Origin of the sequence: Photorhabdus luminescens subsp. luminescens (assembly GCF_001083805.1) — a bacterium.
Lineage (GTDB): Bacteria > Pseudomonadota > Gammaproteobacteria > Enterobacterales > Enterobacteriaceae > Photorhabdus > Photorhabdus luminescens.
On sequence record NZ_JXSK01000008.1, the window covers coordinates 101,118 to 119,374 of the forward strand.

Annotated in this window: 20 protein-coding genes; 7 read left to right on the forward strand and 13 right to left on the reverse strand. The window is 42.1% G+C overall.

Translation table 11 applies throughout. From position 1 onward, the window contains the following. The first annotated feature begins 112 nt into the window (after positions 1-112). The 4 genes from eutA to TI10_RS17410 all read left to right on the forward strand — a co-directional run bounded on the left by eutA (position 113) and on the right by TI10_RS17410 (position 4,357). Positions 113-1,525 (forward strand): ethanolamine ammonia-lyase reactivating factor EutA, encoded by a 1,413-nt coding sequence (gene eutA / locus TI10_RS17395; protein ID WP_049584657.1) that lies wholly within the window; start codon positions 113-115, stop codon positions 1,523-1,525. Between the two features lie 12 nt (positions 1,526-1,537). After that, a complete protein-coding gene (locus tag TI10_RS17400) occupies positions 1,538-2,899 on the forward strand; it encodes an ethanolamine ammonia-lyase subunit EutB (RefSeq protein WP_049584658.1) in 1,362 nt (453 codons plus the stop codon). A 22-nt stretch (positions 2,900-2,921) separates the two neighbouring features. Beyond that, positions 2,922-3,788 carry an ethanolamine ammonia-lyase subunit EutC gene (eutC, locus tag TI10_RS17405; RefSeq protein ID WP_049584659.1) on the forward strand — a complete coding sequence of 289 codons (867 nt, stop codon included), beginning with the start codon at positions 2,922-2,924 and terminating at the stop codon, positions 3,786-3,788. A gap of 194 nt (positions 3,789-3,982) precedes the next feature. Beyond that, a complete protein-coding gene (locus tag TI10_RS17410) occupies positions 3,983-4,357 on the forward strand; it encodes a helix-turn-helix domain-containing protein (RefSeq protein ID WP_049584660.1) in 375 nt (124 codons plus the stop codon). Between the two features lie 67 nt (positions 4,358-4,424). Here TI10_RS17410 and TI10_RS17415 read toward each other — a convergent pair whose 3' ends face one another. Then, positions 4,425-5,069: a hypothetical protein gene (locus TI10_RS17415; RefSeq protein ID WP_049584661.1), complete on the reverse strand. Its 645-nt coding sequence runs from the start codon at positions 5,067-5,069 to the stop codon at positions 4,425-4,427. An 835-nt stretch (positions 5,070-5,904) separates the two neighbouring features. Between TI10_RS17415 and TI10_RS17425 the strand changes: the two genes are divergently transcribed. Then, positions 5,905-6,246 carry a hypothetical protein gene (locus tag TI10_RS17425; protein WP_336431736.1) on the forward strand — a complete coding sequence of 114 codons (342 nt, stop codon included), beginning with the start codon at positions 5,905-5,907 and terminating at the stop codon, positions 6,244-6,246. 43 nt (positions 6,247-6,289) lie between these two features. Here TI10_RS17425 and TI10_RS17430 read toward each other — a convergent pair whose 3' ends face one another. From TI10_RS17430 to TI10_RS17440, 3 genes are all read right to left on the reverse strand, one after another. Beyond that, a complete protein-coding gene (locus TI10_RS17430; RefSeq protein ID WP_244161644.1) occupies positions 6,290-6,916 on the reverse strand; it encodes a DUF4225 domain-containing protein in 627 nt (208 codons plus the stop codon). Between the two features lie 93 nt (positions 6,917-7,009). After that, positions 7,010-7,489, reverse strand: a complete 480-nt coding sequence (locus TI10_RS17435; RefSeq protein WP_049584663.1) for an Hcp family type VI secretion system effector — start codon at positions 7,487-7,489, stop codon at positions 7,010-7,012. Between the two features lie 379 nt (positions 7,490-7,868). After that, positions 7,869-8,183, reverse strand: coding sequence for a hypothetical protein (locus TI10_RS17440; RefSeq protein WP_049584664.1), 315 nt, complete (start codon positions 8,181-8,183; stop codon positions 7,869-7,871). A gap of 867 nt (positions 8,184-9,050) precedes the next feature. Between TI10_RS17440 and TI10_RS17450 the strand changes: the two genes are divergently transcribed. Further along, positions 9,051-9,455 (forward strand): hypothetical protein, encoded by a 405-nt coding sequence (locus tag TI10_RS17450; protein ID WP_049584666.1) that lies wholly within the window; start codon positions 9,051-9,053, stop codon positions 9,453-9,455. Here the strand turns inward: TI10_RS17450 and TI10_RS17455 are convergent. Together TI10_RS17455 and TI10_RS17460 are read right to left on the reverse strand one after the other, a co-directional pair. Next, entirely contained in the window at positions 9,443-10,276 is an 834-nt protein-coding gene (locus tag TI10_RS17455; RefSeq protein ID WP_049584667.1) for a DUF4225 domain-containing protein, read from the reverse strand. The two genes, TI10_RS17450 and TI10_RS17455, sit on opposite strands and share 13 nt — an antisense overlap. Before the next feature lie 7 nt (positions 10,277-10,283). Next, complete coding sequence (locus tag TI10_RS17460; protein ID WP_049584668.1) at positions 10,284-10,763, reverse strand: Hcp family type VI secretion system effector; 480 nt, start codon at positions 10,761-10,763, stop codon at positions 10,284-10,286. 533 nt (positions 10,764-11,296) lie between these two features. On the opposite strand from TI10_RS17460, the gene TI10_RS17465 reads away from it, so the two are divergent. Continuing rightward, positions 11,297-11,713, forward strand: a complete 417-nt coding sequence (locus TI10_RS17465; RefSeq protein WP_049584669.1) for a type II toxin-antitoxin system HicB family antitoxin — start codon at positions 11,297-11,299, stop codon at positions 11,711-11,713. A gap of 420 nt (positions 11,714-12,133) precedes the next feature. Here TI10_RS17465 and cobT read toward each other — a convergent pair whose 3' ends face one another. The 7 genes from cobT to cbiK form a co-directional block, all read right to left on the reverse strand. Beyond that, positions 12,134-13,183: a nicotinate-nucleotide--dimethylbenzimidazole phosphoribosyltransferase gene (gene cobT, locus TI10_RS17470; protein WP_049584670.1), complete on the reverse strand. Its 1,050-nt coding sequence runs from the start codon at positions 13,181-13,183 to the stop codon at positions 12,134-12,136. Positions 13,184-13,187: 4 nt separating this feature from the next. After that, positions 13,188-13,805 (reverse strand): adenosylcobalamin/alpha-ribazole phosphatase, encoded by a 618-nt coding sequence (locus TI10_RS17475; protein WP_049584671.1) that lies wholly within the window; start codon positions 13,803-13,805, stop codon positions 13,188-13,190. A gap of 9 nt (positions 13,806-13,814) precedes the next feature. After that, positions 13,815-14,561 carry an adenosylcobinamide-GDP ribazoletransferase gene (cobS, locus tag TI10_RS17480; protein WP_049584672.1) on the reverse strand — a complete coding sequence of 249 codons (747 nt, stop codon included), beginning with the start codon at positions 14,559-14,561 and terminating at the stop codon, positions 13,815-13,817. Next, on the reverse strand, positions 14,558-15,103 hold the full coding sequence (gene cobU / locus TI10_RS17485; protein ID WP_049584673.1) for a bifunctional adenosylcobinamide kinase/adenosylcobinamide-phosphate guanylyltransferase: 546 nt from the start codon (positions 15,101-15,103) through the stop codon (positions 14,558-14,560). Before cobU ends, cobS begins: the two co-directional genes overlap by 4 nt. After that, complete coding sequence (locus TI10_RS17490) at positions 15,100-16,638, reverse strand: cobyric acid synthase (RefSeq protein ID WP_049584674.1); 1,539 nt, start codon at positions 16,636-16,638, stop codon at positions 15,100-15,102. Before TI10_RS17490 ends, cobU begins: the two co-directional genes overlap by 4 nt. 102 nt (positions 16,639-16,740) lie before the next feature. Further along, positions 16,741-17,454, reverse strand: coding sequence for a cobalt-factor II C(20)-methyltransferase (locus TI10_RS17495; protein WP_049584675.1), 714 nt, complete (start codon positions 17,452-17,454; stop codon positions 16,741-16,743). After that, positions 17,454-18,248, reverse strand: a complete 795-nt coding sequence (gene cbiK, locus TI10_RS17500; protein ID WP_049584676.1) for a sirohydrochlorin cobaltochelatase — start codon at positions 18,246-18,248, stop codon at positions 17,454-17,456. The genes TI10_RS17495 and cbiK overlap by 1 nt, the downstream gene beginning before the upstream one ends. Positions 18,249-18,257: the final 9 nt, after the last annotated feature.

The following is an 18,257-nucleotide window of genomic DNA, read 5'->3' on the forward strand; positions in this document are numbered from 1 at the left end:
CCTTAATGTTTTTGTGACCGCAGTTGATTTTTCAATCAAATTGACGATGTTTAATACTGATTGATAAAAAAAAATGCCAACATACGCCTTATTACAGACAAGGGGCGTAGCGATGGAAGCCAAGGAATTATTCAGTGTCGGTATTGACATCGGCACCACCACCACACAAGTGATCTTTTCGCGTCTGTCACTGGTGAACCGTGCAGCGGTATCACAAGTGCCACGCTACGAGTTTGTTAGCCGCGAGATTATCTGGCAAAGCCCGGTATTATTTACCCCCGTAGATTTCGCCGGGCAATTGCGTGAAGACGAACTGTTCAACTTGATCCAGGCACAATATCAGGCAGCAAATATCGATCCGGAAAGTATCGATTCCGGCGCAGTCATCATTACCGGTGAAACCGCGAAAACGTGTAATGCACGCCCGGCGATTATGGCATTGGCACAAAAATTAGGGGATTTTGTTGTCGCAACAGCGGGGCCACATCTGGAATCAATGATTGCCGGTTTGGGTTCCGGCGCTCAAGCGCTGTCACAACAGAAAATGGCCAGAGTGCTCAATATTGATATCGGCGGCGGCACAGCCAACTATGCGTTATTCGATGCCGGGCGACTTATCGCCTCTGCTTGCTTAAATGTCGGTGGCCGCCTCTTGGAAACCGATCCCCAAGGGAAAGTTTTACGGGCGCATCCGCCCGGCGCACTGATCGTTGATTCACTGTTTGGTGAAAACACCGATATTCAACATCTGACAGCCACGCAATTGCAGCAAATTGCTACGCGGATGTCCCAATTGCTATGGGAAGTCGTCACCGGGCAACTCACACCACTGGCGCAACAATTACTGATGACCGAACCGCTGCCAAACTGTGATGCGCTCTACGCAGTTACCCTCTCCGGCGGGGTAGGAGAATGTTATCGTGAAGCATCGGATCATGATCTATTCCGTTTTCACGATTTAGGACCACTGCTGGCGCAAGCTATTCATCGTGATAATGATTTCGTCAAACTGCCGCTGCAAGTGCCGAAACAAACCGTACGCGCTACCGTCATTGGCGCCGGCGCTCATACATTATCGTTATCCGGCAGTACTATCTGGCTTGATACGCTGTCACTACCACTGCGCAACATTCCCGTCGTTCATCCTGACACAGAAGCCGCTGAATCACTGGCAGAAGCCTGGCAACATGCGCTCACACAAATGGATCTGAATGCCGAACAAGATCTCTATGCATTGGCCCTACCCGACGCCCTGCCGGTGAATTATGCCGCCGTACAGACATGCATTACCGCTTTACAGAACTTTGCCGGACGCTATCCCTCTTCTCACCCGCTGCTCATCGTCGCTGGTCAAGACTTTGGTAAGGCATTGGGAATGCTGTTACATCCTCTGATGGGAGAACGACCGCTGGCGGTTATTGATGAAGTTATCACCCGCACCGGAGATTATATCGACATTGGCACACCACTATTTAATGGCACTGTCGTTCCCGTCACTATCAAATCACTGGCTTTTCCTTCCTGAGAGAACGTAAACATGAAATTGAAAACTCAGCTTTTTGGTAAGACCTATCAGTTTAAAGATGTCAAACAGGTGCTGGCAATGGCTAACGAATTGCGCTCTGGGGATATACTCGCCGGGGTGGCTGCCGAAAATTCCCAACAACGGGTAGCGGCTAAACATGTCCTCTCGGAGATGACGATTGCGGATATTCGCATGAACCCAATCATCCCTTATGAAGAGGATTGCGTGACCCGCATTATTCAGGATGACATCAACGAAATTGCCTACGCCCGCATAAAAAACTGGAGCATTGGCGAACTGCGTGAATATATACTAAGCGACGATACCAGCGTGGATGATATCGCCTTTCTACGTAAAGGAATCAGTTCTGAAGTTGTCGCCGCCGTGGCAAAAATTAGTTCCAATGCGGACCTGATCTATGGCGCGAAAAAAATGCCGGTGATCAAAAAAGCCAATACCACCATCGGGGCGCCGGGAACGTTCAGCGCCCGGCTGCAACCTAACGATACCCGCGACGATGTACAAAGCATTCTGGCCCAGATTTACGAAGGGCTATCGTTTGGCGTTGGTGATGCAGTCATCGGCGTTAACCCGGTAACTGACGATGTGGAAAACCTCACCCGCGTGCTGGATACCATTTATGAAGTGATCGACAAATTCGCTATCCCAACACAGGGCTGTGTTTTAGCCCATGTCACGACTCAGATAGAAGCCATTAAACGTGGGGCGCCGGGCGGCTTGATTTTCCAAAGTATCTGCGGCAGTGAAAAAGGGCTAAAAGAGTTTGGCGTAGAATTGGCTATGTTGGATGAAGCCCGTGCCGTTGGTGCGGAATATTGCCGTCTTGCCGGCGATAACTGCCTGTATCTTGAAACCGGACAAGGTTCAGCCCTCTCCGCCGGTGCTCACTTTGGCGCTGATCAAGTAACAATGGAGGCACGAAACTACGGTTTAGCACGCCACTATGACCCATTTCTCGTGAATACCGTTGTCGGTTTCATCGGGCCGGAATACCTCTACAATGATCGCCAGATTATCCGCGCCGGATTAGAAGACCACTTTATGGGAAAACTCAGCGGCGTCTCAATGGGATGTGACTGCTGCTACACCAACCACGCAGACTCTGATCAAAACCAGAATGAAAACCTGATGATTCTGCTGGCAACCGCAGGATGTAATTTCATCATGGGAATGCCGCTCGGTGATGACATTATGCTTAATTACCAGACATCTGCTTTCCACGATACCGCCACTATCCGTCATCTGCTCAATCTGCGCCCATCACCAGAGTTTGAACGCTGGCTGGAACAGATGGGGATCATGGCAAACGGGCGTTTAACATCACGCGCAGGCGATGCATCGTTCTTTTTCTGATTCTTTGCTGAGATAAATCACCATGAACCAAAAACCAATTAAAGCATGTGCAGATAATGCGGTCCTTAGCCAAGAACCACCAACATTATCCCCTCCTACAGCGGTAATCATTGACGAAACCGAAAGCTGTACGCCGGATTTAGGCTCCTTAGAAGCCAAACAGTGGATAGGCGTCCAAAACCCGAACCGTATGGAAGTCTTACAGGAATTACGCCGTAGCACTGTGGCGAGAGTCGGTACCGGCCGCAGCGGTCCGCGCCCCCGAACTCAGGCATTACTGCGTTTTCAGGCTGATCACTCCCGTTCAAAAGATACAGTGTTAAAAGAAGTCCCGGTTGAATGGATAGAAAAACGGGGATTGCTGGAAGTGCAATCTCAAGTCAGCGACAAAAATCTCTATCTGACTCGGCCGGATTTAGGGCGAAAACTCAGTGCGAATGCAGCAGAAACCTTGCTGACACAGTGTAAAACAGGTCCTGACGTACAGGTTGTTATCTCCGATGGCCTTTCTACTGATGCCATTATCGCTAACTACGAAGATCTTGTGCCCCCCTTGTTAAAAGGGTTGGAGCAAGCAGGAATGTGCATCGGCACCCCGTTTTTTGTGCGCTATGGTCGCGTTAAAATCGAAGATCAAATTGGCGAGTTACTAAAAGCTAAAGTGGTTATCTTACTAATTGGAGAACGCCCCGGATTAGGGCAATCGGAAAGTCTCTCCTGCTATGCCGTTTACCAGCCGACAGTAGAGAAAACCGTTGAAGCTGACCGTACTTGTATCTCTAATATTCACCGTGGCGGCACACCGCCAATTGAAGCCGCGGCAATTATTGTCGATTTAGCTAAAAATATGCTGGCACAACAAGCCTCCGGTATTGCGCTTAGTCGTTAATGGAATGGCGGATATATACCCTATAGATTTCAAGGTGCATCGCGACGGCAAGGGAGCGAATCCCCAAGAGCATAGATAACTATGTGACTGGGGTGAGTGAGTGCAGCCAACAAAGAGGCAACTTGAAAGATAACGGGAATAACCATTTACCTCTAAGGGCTACATAACTACGTAAACATACGGAGCAAAAGCATATGGCTAGTATTCAATTTATTACAGACGAGCATGGCAAAAAACAAGCCGTTATTTTACCAATGGACGAGTACGAAAGACTGTTGGCAGCCGCGGATCATGATGAAGATTATCAAATTATTCCCTATACAGCGGGACCAAATGACGATGAAACTATTCCTCATGAAGTCGTTTCTATCATGGTAGACAATGAAGTTTCACTACAAGCCGCTTGGCGCATTTATCGTGGACTATCACAAGCTGAGGTAGCGGAAAAGCTGGGTATAAAACAAGCTGCCGTTTCTCAGTTTGAGAAATCAGATCGCCCACGCAAAGCAACGATTGAAAAATTAGCGGCTTTATATGATTGCCGAATAAGTCAACTAGTGCTCGACTGATTAAAAGAAAATCATCAATATAAAAATAAAAAAGAGGATGGCAGGCCAGAACCTGCCTCCTACTTTATTAACTGGCGGGCCATATATGCGATATAACTTCAAATTCTGCATTTTGAACATCACGGCTAATGTTATAGACTACAATTTTATAGAAATTAACAACATTAGGCGGTGATGCAAGTATATCGGTGTTACCGGCGTCAACATCAACATGGGTATACATATTATAACTTCCAAACGCACTAGCCCAATAATTTATAGCCCTAATATGTGCAAAGCCATTGTTTCTTATAATTGCATCACTGAATTCAGTAGGGAATACTGCATCACCAGAATTATAAATTTCAAATCCATGTGGATTGGTCAACAGTATTTTTCTTGATCGAATGTCAGTGTTTTTATACTTAGAATCCAATACAAAATCAATTTCTGCCGTTTCAGTACTGCTAAGATTGGAAACTACTATTTTATATCGGTAAAGAAGGTGAGTAGGTCTTGCGAGTATTCTAACTTCTCCAAGATAAACATCAACATAACTATACTGCTGATAATCTCCAGTCAGACTAGCCCAGTAATTTATAGCTCTAATTGGTGCTATAGTCCTGTTTTTTATAACTGCCGTTGGGACAGTATTGGGCATTACAATATTGCTACTACTATGAATCTCAACGGTTTGAAGAGGACCTATAGATATTCTTTTTTTCGTTGACATTATTCTTTTCCTTATTATTTATGTTGTTTAGTAATATACATAACAGGTAGTTTTACCTGTAAAATTTAACTTAACACTTTCCACAAACAGTTAAATATTGAAATTTGTCAGCACAGTAAAAAAATACAATCAACGAATTCATTGTATATACTTTGTCATTCAATCATGTAATAAATAACAACCGAAATAATAAGGTGCTATTTTTTTCGCATTATCTATTCTGATAACACCTTTCTCTCTCATTTCTATTACGACAGCAGTACCATACCATTAAATACAACAAACTTTTGAAAAACAGATCTAAAGAATGCATTTATTAGGTATAATAAAGTTATAATTATGTTATGATAAATCATTATATCAACAAAATATTATGAGATTGAATAGATGGATTTGGAAAAGTTAAGAAAATTAACCCTCAGTAGTGGATTCACATTTAAAGAGCTTCTCGAAATGGAAAGAATCTTTAAAAATCTTGACGATGATGAAAGAAGGTACCTTATAGAGATTTATACAAAAAACGATAATATTTACAATGTTATAATATTATTTTCTGAAGAAGTAGGTTTTCCTGTGTTATACATAACTGCCTGGTATGTAGTATTCATATTAATAGAACTGTACGATAATGCGTGGTTTATGATTCCATTTACATCACTTACTTATGTCATTGTGACAATGATATGTTTATGTTACAAACATTTTTGTCAAAATTATACTTTCCCCATGTGCATAAAATTAATAATTTTCTATATTCGATTTAAAATAAAAGAAAAACTCAAGAAATTATAAAAAATAATAAAAATAACCATAAAATAAAACCGAGCCTAAATAAATGAACCTAGCTGACTTAAGAAAATTAATATTAAATAGCGGATTCACCATTAAAGAACTTCTTAAGATAAAGAGAAGCTTTATTATTCTACATAAAGATGATCCTGATATTTATCATAAATACCAAAGCAAAACCGATTGCTTTTGTCATTATCTGCTATTTAGAGGTGAAGAAGCAGCCATGCCAATAATATATTCGACACTGATTTCTTCATTTATAATGTTAGGCATGCTTTTTAGTGGAAAAGCATATGGGATTCCATTAATGTTTTTTGTTTATTTATTAACAATAGTATCTTTTTATTTTTATTTGGTCATTCCATTAATCTTATTACAGAATTGAAATTATCAATACTTTATTTCCGATTTAAAATAAAAACTAAATTTCAATCGTCATGAAGTTTATTTATGTCATCTATCAAAAGTTTGACTTTATACATACTACCAGATATTTGAATGGTTAATATAGGATTTGGTGTTAACCGCCATTTTCTGGCAAGATCCTCATTAATATACCTAAATAATTTTCCCGCCCCCAGCTTTACAGGATAGCCCCCCGATATATTATTCTTTGATTTAATAGGCTTAAGCTTGAACATTCCATATGCACTCGCCACTAAATCAACTGAACTATAAGCAACATTAGCTACATTATCACCATAACCTAAAGCATGAGAGATGTGCCGATATCCCTCCCTGAGCCAGCCTATATCTTGACTCTCATAGAGAATCGGACTAATAGCTTCATAAAAGTTATTACCTCCATGAGCCAACAAAACAACCCCCATAGACTGAACCTTTTTAGATCTTACCAATTTACCAGATTTAAAAACTGCAACACCAGCAGCTGACTGAACAATACCAGCAACAACCCCACCGCCTATTTTTGCGTATTTAACCACGCCCTGATCTTCAAATATATCGGTTACAATATATTTGGTATAATCCTTACGCCTTAAAGCCTGATATTCTCTTTCCGTTATTTCATATTCATCTTTTACTTCATAAACCAATCTCTTCTTTTCACTTAGTGTGCTTTACGCTTCAATGACGAAGCGTAATTATTTAAATCATAAGAAAGATCGGATATCCCTTTCATAAAAACCTCAATAAACGTTGTCTTCCCATATGCTATATGCACTGGTGCCAGACATCACATGTTCCCACGTTATTGATTTATACATTAAAGATAAACTTTCCTGTGGCTGGCATTCATTATGCGTAGATGAGTTTGGATAAAAGCCATTCAATCCACATAGATATGCGCCTGTGAGTTTTATCTTATAATAGAGTTCTAAACCACCTTTAGTTGATGTTCTGTAAAAATAAAAAATACATTGCAGCGATTCTTTATTGGTTATGGCTAATCCCAAAAGAGGAGAAGATTTGTCTATTGGTTTTCTTATCTCAACCGGTTGATGATTAACATGTTGACCTCTGGTTATATTAGACGTCAATTCATAAACAAATATATGGTCTTCATGACCAAGCTGACATGTGTTACCAATAGAATCAACCGTTGAACATCCCTGTGATATCAAACCTTGTTTATCACCCTTAATTTCCAAATAGATTATATTTGCCATAAAAAATCATCAATTAGTTAACATTCAAAAATATGAATATATAGTATATTGATAAGAAATGTAATATAACTGTTGGTTTCATTTCCAAAGAGTGTGATAAATCTCATGACAAGAAAAGTTTCGTTAATCCCTTTAGTGTTAGAAATAGAATTTAATCGCTATAAATATTCCACTTAAATCAACCTTGAAAGCCATTAACAATTAAATATTACGAGATATACTTACTGAAAACACTTAAAGTTATTTCTTAATAGAATAGCCAACTCCAAAAGAGTGAGATTTAATATCACCTAAAATAAAGGATGGCAGGTTAAAACCTGCCTCCTTAATCGGTTTGCTAGATAATTAAATTCTTAAAATATGCCCCATAAAGGTTCAACTACCAATTCCAAAACTGCGATGTAACTTCAATTTCTGCGTTGTAAATAGTGCTGAAATTGGTGACTATAATTTTATAGAAATAAACAGCGTTAACAGGTGCGAGAAATGTTTTCTCCTCACCGGGGTAAACATCAATATAACCATACTGGTTATAATCTCCAATCGGGGGAGCCCAGTAATTTACCGCCCTAATCGGCGCCATACCATTGTTTTTTATAATCGCCAAAGGATAATGATTGGGAAATATTACATTTCCATGCTTAAAAATCTCAAACGATTGACCAGGGTTTATAGCTATAACTTTCGATGACATTTTATTCCTTCCTTATTTTAACTGTTATTTAATGACATATATAATAGGTAATTTCACCTATGAAATTTAACTTAACATTTTCCACAAACAGTTAAATATTGAAATTTGTCAGCACAGTTAAGAAAAATACAACCAACAAATTCATTGTATATACTTTGTCATTCAATCATGTAATAAATAACAACCGAAATAATAAGGTGCTGTTTTTTCCGCATTATCTATTCTGATAACCAATTCTCTCTCTCATTTCTATTACGACAGCAGTACCATACCATTAAATACAACAAACTTTTGAAAAACAGATATAAATAATGCATTTATTAGGTATAATAAAATTATAATTATGTTATGATAAGTCATTATATCAACAAAATATTATGAGATTGAATAGATGGATTTGGAAAAGTTAAGAAAATTAACCCTCAATAGTGGATTCACATTTAAAGAGCTTCTTATGCTGCAAAGGACCTTTAAAAATCTTGACGATGATGAAAGAAGATATGTAATAAAATATTACACAAAAAGCGATAATATTTACAATGTTATAATAGTGCTTGCTGAAGATGCCGGCGATCCCGTGTTATTTTTAACTTTCACATATACATGCTTCATAATAGCTGGGCTTCTCAGCTATGATAAAAATACAATATCCATTTTATCATTTGCGTCGCTCATTTATATAATTCTAACAATAATATGCATATGCTATAAGTCTTTTTATCACCGCTATCGTTATAATTTTTTCACATGTATAAAATTAGTCATTTTCTATATTCGTCTAAAAATAAAAGAAAAACTCAAACAGTTATAAAGAATAAGTATTTTACGGCAAGCAATTTATATAGTTATAACAATGAGTTTAAACAAATGAATTTAATTGACTTAAGAAAATTAATATTAAATAGCGAATTCACCTTTAAAGAATTGATTAAGATAAAGAGAAACTTTATTATGCTATATAAAGATGAGCCTGATATTTATGATAAATACCAAAGCAAAACAGATTGTTTTTGTCATTATCTGTTATTTATAGCTGAAGAAGTCGCTATACCATTAATATATTCAACACTAATTAACTTATTTATAATATCAGGAATGTTTTTCAGTGGAAAAGCATATGGAATTCCATTGATGATTTTTGTTTACTTATCAATAACAATATCAGCTTTATTCTATTTCAGCTACTCCGTTAACTGTAATTTCATAACAGGATCAAAATTAGCAACATTCTATATTCGTTTTAAAATAAAAAATAAATTTCAATCATCATAAAATTTATGATTTATTTCGCTATACAGAAGTTGAGCTTTATAGAAACTACTAGATATTTGGATAGTTAGCATAGGTTTTGACGTTAACCGCCATTTCCTTGCAAGATCCGCGTTAATATACCTAAATAATTTTCCCGTACCCGGTTTGACAGAATAGCCTCCCGATATCCTATTCTTAGATTTAACAGGTTTAAGCTTGAACATTCCAAACGTTCCATATGCACTCGCCGCTAAATCAACCGAACTATAAACAATATCTCCTACATCGTCATCATAACCCAAAACATGAGAAATATACTGATAGCCCTCTCTAACCCAACCTATATATTGATTTTCATAGAGAACTGGAGTAATAGATTCATAAACATTATTAGGACCATGCGCCAACAAAACAACACCTATTGATTGAACACCTTTAGATCTTACAAATTTCTTTGACTTAATTACAGCAAAACCAGCAACTGCTTGAGCACCACCAGCAACAACCCCACCGCCTATTTTTGCGTATTTAACCACGCCCTGATCTTCAAATATATCGGTTACAATATATTTGGTATAATCCTTACGCCTTAAAGCCTGATATTCTCTTTCCGTTATTTCATATTCATCTTTTACTTCATAAACCAATCTCTTCTTTTCACTTACATCAAAGGTATTTTCAAACTCACGTGTTTTTATATTAACAAAGTCATCAATTTCTTTTAAATATGACATTCTCAACTGGCTATCCTCTATAAAAAAGCTGGCAGCCAAGTGTGCTTTACGCTTCAATGACGAAGCGTAATTATTTAAATCATAAGAAAGATGGGATATCCCTTTCATAAAAACCTCAATAAACGTTGTCTTCCCATATGCTATATGCACTGGTGCCAGACATAACATGTTCCCACGTTATTGACTTATACATTAAAGATAAACTTTCCTGTGGCTGGCATTCATTATGCGTAGATGAATTTGGATAAAAACCATTCAATCCACATATATACGCGCCAGTGAGTTTTATCTTATAATAGAGTTCTAAACCACCTTTAGTTGATGTTCTGTAAAAATAAAAAATACATTGCAGCGATTCTTTATTGGTTATGGCTAACCCCAAAAGAGGAGAAGATTTGTCTATTGGCTTTCTTATCTCAACCGGTTGATGGTTAACATGTTGACCTCTGGTTATATTGGAAGTCAATTCATAAACAAATATATGGTCTTCATGACCAAGCTGACATGTGTTACCAATAGAATCAACCGTTGAACATCCCTGTGATATCAAACCTTGTTTATCACCCTTAATTTCCAAATAGATTATATTTGCCATAAATAACCATCAGTTAGTCAATTTTTCAAAAACGTGAATATATATCAAATTAATAAGAATTATAATTAGTTATAAGTTCTATTCCAAAAAATATGATATATTTCATGACAAGATAGACTCAGTTAATACTTTTGCGTTAGTAATTTAATTAATTTACTAATCCAAGCAAACTCAGAATAGATGAGAGATATTGGTAATCAAATTGTACAAGATATATTTACCTAAAACACTTAAAGTTTTTGCCCAAGGTTAGTTATAGCAGAGCAGAACAAAAAGTCCCTAAAACAGATAAATTATCCTTTTCTGTTTCAAACATGAAAATAGCAAATATAAATGTTGACCAAGGTAATCAAAAATGTTTACCATAACTCTATGTTCAACAAAAAGGAGGGATGGTGAAACAACGCGTAATGCCGAGGCACCCCGGCAATGAGATAAAAGAAGCTCTAAGAAGAGCCATTATCAAGCAGTTAGGTCTTTAACAAATCCAGCCCTTCGTGGCTGGTACTTGCGGACTTTCACCATAAAAAAATATGCGATATCCAGTAAACTTACAGTCAGCCGATGAGGGCGGCTTTGTTGTATCGTTTCCCGATATACCAGAGGCCCTTACACAAGGTGATACACGCGAAGAAGCGCTAGAAATGGCGCTTGATGCACTTATTACCGCTTTTGAGTTTTATTTTGAAGATAGTGAGAAAGTGCCTTTACCTAGTTCAATAACAGGTGATTTTGTCGATGTGCCTATAAGTGTTGCAGCAAAAATTATGATGTTGAATACGTTTATTGATTCCGGCTTAACTCAGGTGGAGCTGGCCGAGCGTATTTCGGTTAAAAAACAGGAAGTACAACGTATTTTTAATTTACGGCATTCAACAAAAATCGACACTGTTCAGCGTGCTATCGGGGCAATGGGTAAAAATCTTGAGGTATCCGTGACTTCACACTGATAGGTAACGGAAGCAACAATATAAAGCTTTATTCAGTCTCTTATTGGTATGACCCACGCCAATAAGAGACCAGAGATCAGCACTCAGTAAAATGCTGGCATAAAGCAGGGTATTTTCTGATCCCTTCCGCCAAAAACCTTAATTTATATTCAGTATTGGAAACCATGAGCAGATCACGTAGTCATGATGAAGCAGTAATTGAAATAATTCGTAAGGACCCTGAGTTTGCTGAAATATACCCTATTGATTTCAAGATGCATCGCGACGGCAAGGGAGCGAATCCCCGGGAGCATAGATAACGATGTGACCGGGGTGAGTGAGCGCAGCCAACAAAGAGGCAACTTGAAAGATGACGGGTATAAATCAAATACCATTTTATCCGCGTTATCCTACCCCGATAACGCTTTTTCTCTCATTCTTTTACAACGGCAGCACAATATTGCTATCGGCCAATAGCCCCATATTGTTATACATAGCACAAGCCGCATCCACCAGATGCATAGCCAACGCAGCGCCGCTCCCCTCCCCCAAACGCATGTCCAAATGTAGATAAGGCGCTAGTTGCAGGTGTTGCAACGCAATAATGGAGCCTTTCTCTGCCGATAAATGCGAAGGAATCAGGTAATGACGCACATCAGGAGCGATTCGACAAGCGGCCAGCGCCGCCGCGTAAGAGGGGAATCCATCCAGAATCACCGGCAGCCCGGCAGAAGCCGCGCCAAGCATGATGCCCGTCATCCCCACCAAATCATAACCACCGACCTTTGCCAATACATCAATACTATCTCTGGCATCAGGTCGATTGATTTCAATCGCCTGTTGCACAACCGCCACTTTGTGATGCAGGCGTTCTATGGGGAAGTTAGCTCCAATGCCTACGATCTGTTGTGGATGGTTATCCGTAAGGACGCTGATCACAGCCGCCGCCGGTGTGGTATTCGCCATGCCCAATTCGCCCACACCAAACAATTTCACGCCATTTGCAACCTGTTCCAATGTCAGGTACGCACTTGCCAGTAGCAAATCTTCGGCTTGCTGGCGGCTCATCGCTGGCCCTTGAGCAATGTTGCCACTGCCGCACCCCATCTTCATGTTCACTAATCCCGGAACAGGATCACTATCAATGCCCACATCCACAACTTTAATATCTGCGCCCGCGTTCACCGCCAAAACGCAAACACCAGTGATCCCTTTCATCATATTCTGCGCATGAATAGCCGTTGCTGACTTAGGCGATATGGTCACGCCTTCGTCATAAACCCCATGATCAGCAACCATCACAATAATCTGTTTACGATCAATATGATGGCCCGGCAATCCTCGCATTCCGGCAAGCTGAATCGCCAGATGTTCCAGACGTCCGAAACTACCTGTCGGTTTAACCAGCCCATCCAATCGGGTAGCAGTACGCGCCATCGCAACGTTATCCAATGGCACAATAGTATTGATGATCGATGACAATGTTTGCATGGTGTTATTTCCGTATCTCAGGCAGCCAGTCAGTCCGGCTATTAAATGTGCGCAATGTCGTAAATCCATGTTGGATTTCCACAACACTGTACGCTCCCTGTTCAAAATGAAAATGCCACATAGCCGCAGGCGGCATCGCTAGCAGACACGCCAATAACAAGCCCAATACTCCCTGATGCGCGACTAATAACAGATTATCCTGACTTTCTTGTATCAGCAGTTGCTGAACCACATGTTCTATCCGGGCAGCAAATGTCGGAAAGGTTTCACCTCCGGTCGGGGATGCCTGTTGCCAATCTGCTAACCAAGCAGCCCAGGCTTGAGCGTCTTCATGTTGTAAATCGCGGTGATGGCGCATTTCCCATGCGCCGAAATGCATCTCATTGAGTTGAGCATCAATGCTAGCTGATAGCGCATGATCGGCCAGAATAATCTCCGCAGTATGGCGCGCCCGCCGTAACGTGCTGCTTATCGCTTGTGAAAATGTCACTGCCGATAGATAACGGGCAACTTGCCGAGCCTGATTTATCCCCGTTTCAGTCAACGCCACATCCGTCATACCACAGAAAACACCGCTCAGATTCGCTTCCGTTTGACCATGCCGAACCAAAAATAGTCGCATTATCGTTACTCACAGTAACGCCAGTAAAAACACCAACTCCCCAACTTCCACTGACGCACCAAGGGTATCACCAGTCTGACCGCCTAATCGTCGATGCAGATAAACCGCCAACAACCCGATAACCAACAGCGTGATCGCTAACGCCAACACACCAGACCAGCGCATCAGTAGAGCAATCAACATTGCCCCGCCTAACAATGTCAACAGTGTCTGATAACCGTTAACCCGCCCGATATAGAGATTCCCCAATCCACTCCCTTCACGAGCACAACGCTGGCGGTACATTAATAAGATAATCGCGCTCCTACCCGCAACAGATGCCGCAGTCAAAGCCATTAGCATAGGAGCGCCACGCAGAGATAATTCACTCACCACCAGTACTTTCGCCAAAATAAGGAAGATCAATGCCAACCCGCCATTTGTTCCCAAACGGCTATCACGCATAATCTCTAACATTTTTTCCCGCTTACGGGCAGAAAACACGCCATCACAGGTATCTGCTAAACCATCAAGATGGAGCGCTCCCGTTAATAACGCCAGCGCTAATACGTAACCCAACGCCGCCAAGGGCGCGCCACACCAAGGCGCCAGCAAGGTAAAAACCACCGCCGCAAGCATACCGATAATCAATCCAACCAATGGGAAACTCGCTATACCACGCACGTACTGATCTATGTCTAATCCCTGTGTCCAGCGCGATGGTACCGGGATGCGAGTCATAAATTGTAAGCTGGCAAGAAACAAGCGCAGATTCATTTAATTTTTACCTCAATTCCCGATACCATCAAAAATACTTCACTGGCAGCCGCCGCCAGCCGCTGGTTAACCCTTCCGGCAATATCGCGGAAATGGCGGGCCAGACGGTTCTCCGGCACAATGCCCATTCCCAGTTCGTTAGTGACCAGATATACCGGGGAAGTCATGCAAGTACAAGCCGCTAATAGATCGCTAATTTGCTGCTGAATTCCCACCTCCAAGACAGCAAAATCCATGTGTTCAGGTAGCGTCTCCCCAGCTTGCTCAAATAATAGGTTGGTAATTAAGGTAGTGATACATTCCAAGATAACCGCTTCTCCCGGTCGGGTTTGTGTCGTGATAACGGCACCGAGATCACGATAGCCCTCCCATGTGCGCCAATGGGCTGGCCGATTTTCACGGTGCAGTTGTATACGTTCAGCCATTTCACTGTCTGTCACCACGGCAGTCGCAATATACAATACTTGCTCACTCGCTTGTGCCGCTAGTTTCTCCGCCAGCACACTTTTACCACTACGGGCGCCGCCAGTGATCAAGATCACGGAGCCGAACCTTGTCGATGGGTTTTCATACACTGATAAATCCGTTCTATATCCAGATGTTCGCGCATCGCTTTCGCCAGAAGGTCAAACTGAGTCTGTTTGTAGTGGGTATAATCCAGTGTTTCCCCTTGATAAGCCGCTAATCCTTTGCGCTGACGTAGAGCATTAAGCAGAGCGCGAGTAAAATGAGCGCTATCAAATAAGCCATGAATATAACTGCCTATCACATTGCCCTCTCGATTAACCGCACCATCACACCAGCTACCCGACTGGCCATTACGCTCAGTAATACAGGCAAACGGTATTGCATCTTCCCCCAGTAATGAATTGCCCATATGAATTTCATAACCTCGTATAGGCTGCTCAATGCAATCTGATAGCAAACCCGGCAATGCCGACAAGCACTTACCCTTTACTCTGGTTGTCACTTTTTCATCGGCAAATCGGGTTTCCATATCCAGCAATCCAAGGCCATCCATCTGTTCAATGCCCGATTCCACGCCATCAATGATCCGTTTCCCCAACATTTGATAACCACCGCAGATACCGATAATCGGAACACCAGCCTGATGTGCCGTTAACAAGGCATCCGCTAACCCGTTCTGCCTCAGCCATTGCAAATCTCCCAATGTGTTTTTGCTACCGGGCAAGATAATCAGATCAGACGGCTGCAACGCGGATGGTTGAGTCACATAACGCAAGCGAACATCCGGTTGCACCGCCAGCGCGTTAAAGTCAGTAAAATTAGCAATATGAGGCAAACGAATCACCGCAATATCCAGCGCCTTTTCTGTTGCGCCATCATATTTGCCGGTTTGTAGCGCGACACCGTCTTCATCTTCCAGATCAATATTCAACCAAGGCATGACGCCTAATACAGGCACGCCAGTCAAGGCTTCAATCTGTTCAATACCCGGCTGGAGCAGGCTGACGTCACCTCGGAATTTATTGATGATCACCCCTTTTACCCGCGCTTTCTCCTCCGGGCGTAGCAGTGCTAATGTGCCATAAATAGCGGCAAATACACCGCCGCGATCAATATCCGCGACCAACAACACAGGTGCGTCAACCATCTCCGCCATTCCCATGTTGACAATATCTCGATCCCGCAGATTGATCTCCGCCGGGCTGCCAGCGCCTTCCAGCACAATGACGTCATATTCACCAGCCAAACTGTGAAAAACCTCACAAATTTGCTGCTGTAAACTGGGCTTGTATTGGTGATATTCCACCGCATTCATGCTACAGGCTACTTTTCCCATCAACACAACTTGCGCCTTACGCTCGCTGGTGGGTTTAAGCAATACCGGGTTCATCCGCACATCAGGCTCGATACCTGCCGCCTCTGCCTGAAAAATCTGCGCCCTTCCCATCTCTTCACCGTTAATAGTGATACCAGAATTCAGCGCCATATTCTGTGATTTAAACGGCGCACAGCGATAACCATCCTGAACAAAGATACGGCACAATCCCGCAACCAATACACTTTTCCCAACATCAGATGCCGTACCCTGCAACATTAAAGACAAGCCCATCACGCTATCTCCTTTTATTGGTGTAGCAGAGCAAAAAGCTGCTCCTCAGTTTTTACAACCGCGATTCCATTCGCCATGCAGCTTTAGCTGCCTTTCAAGCACTTATTTCTCAGTATGCCACTGTTTATTCACCAAAATGGTGGAGAAATAAGGTAATTTCTGATCGACGTCCACCTGATCCAAACGGCGCCAGCACTGCTCACTTGGCAATGTCGCATCCGCCATTAATAGGGCATGTTCAAATAAATTCAGGCGCTCCAACAATGTACTCACTGTGGCAAAACGGTTATAAACTTTCATCAGCACCACGCAATCATGCGTTTGCAGCGCCTGTTCCAGCTCAGCTTCCGGCGCAGTGCAAGACATTATCGCCATTGATTGCTGTTCCATCGCCAGTGGTAATACGGTACGCGCGGCAATCGCGGCAAAAGAGGTGATACCCGGGACAATTTCCAGCCACTCTTGCTGACCAATTCGCGCCAGCAAAAAGACCCACGTACTAAACAGCATGGCATCACCCAACGTGATAAAACCCACTTGCTGCCCTTTTGCTACTTCATCTTGCAACTGTTGCGCCACTTCATCCCATACCGCCTGTTTTTCTTCGCCATTACTGTTCATTGGAAAATGGCAGGTACGAATTTCCGTGTGGGGTAACAGGTATTCACGCACGATGGAAAGCGCCAGACTATCTCCTCCTTTACGTCCAGAGGGTGCATAAAGCACATCAAGACGAGCAAGTATTCGAGCTGCACGAACAGTAACCAAGTCACTAGCGCCCGGACCGACGCCTATCGCATAAAGTCTTCCATTCATCACACCACCTCCTGCGGATCTGCCTGTAACGCGTCTGCCAAGTGTTGAACGAACATTTCACGGATCAGCGGATTTTCACCTAATCCCTGTAACCAGGATTGGGTTTTGATCCCAACAGCTTCCAGTTGAGAACGCCACGAATCCGGCTCGTCCGATGCCATATCGTTAATCGCATGATCGCCAGCCACCATCATTAATGGCATCAAATGTACCTTACGTACTGCCTGCCGCCGTAAGCGAATGATGATATTGTCGATTTCCGGGTAACTTTCCACCGCGCCGACCAACGCCGGGAAATTATGAGAATTCATCAGGTGATCAAGGCACGCATAGGCAGAAAAGGCATGGTGACTGGCGCCATGCCCCATAAACACCACGCGCTCATCCTCATCTAATGGCGGCATCTGACTTTTCAGGGCGATAAGTAGCTGTTGATAATCAGCAAAACTGTTGAGCAACGGCGTACCGACAACCAGACGCTGGAAACGATCACTAAAGGAACGCACTTCGTTGACAATCTTTTCATATTCGTCGCCGTTGATGACATGCAGGGATTGAATAGCCACATCCTGATAACCCTCGTTGGCTAAACGCTCCAACGCCTGACGTGGGTTATCCACCTGTAGGCCATCACGTCTTTTTAGTTTACGGATGATCATTTCTGAGGTGAATGCACGATACAGATCGCGATCACGGTAAGCCGCTGCCAGTTGTTGTTCACAGACATCAATATTTTTTTGTCGAGTTTGATGGTAGCTGGTACCAAAGCTGATGATTAATAGTGCTTTTTTCATTTTATTGCC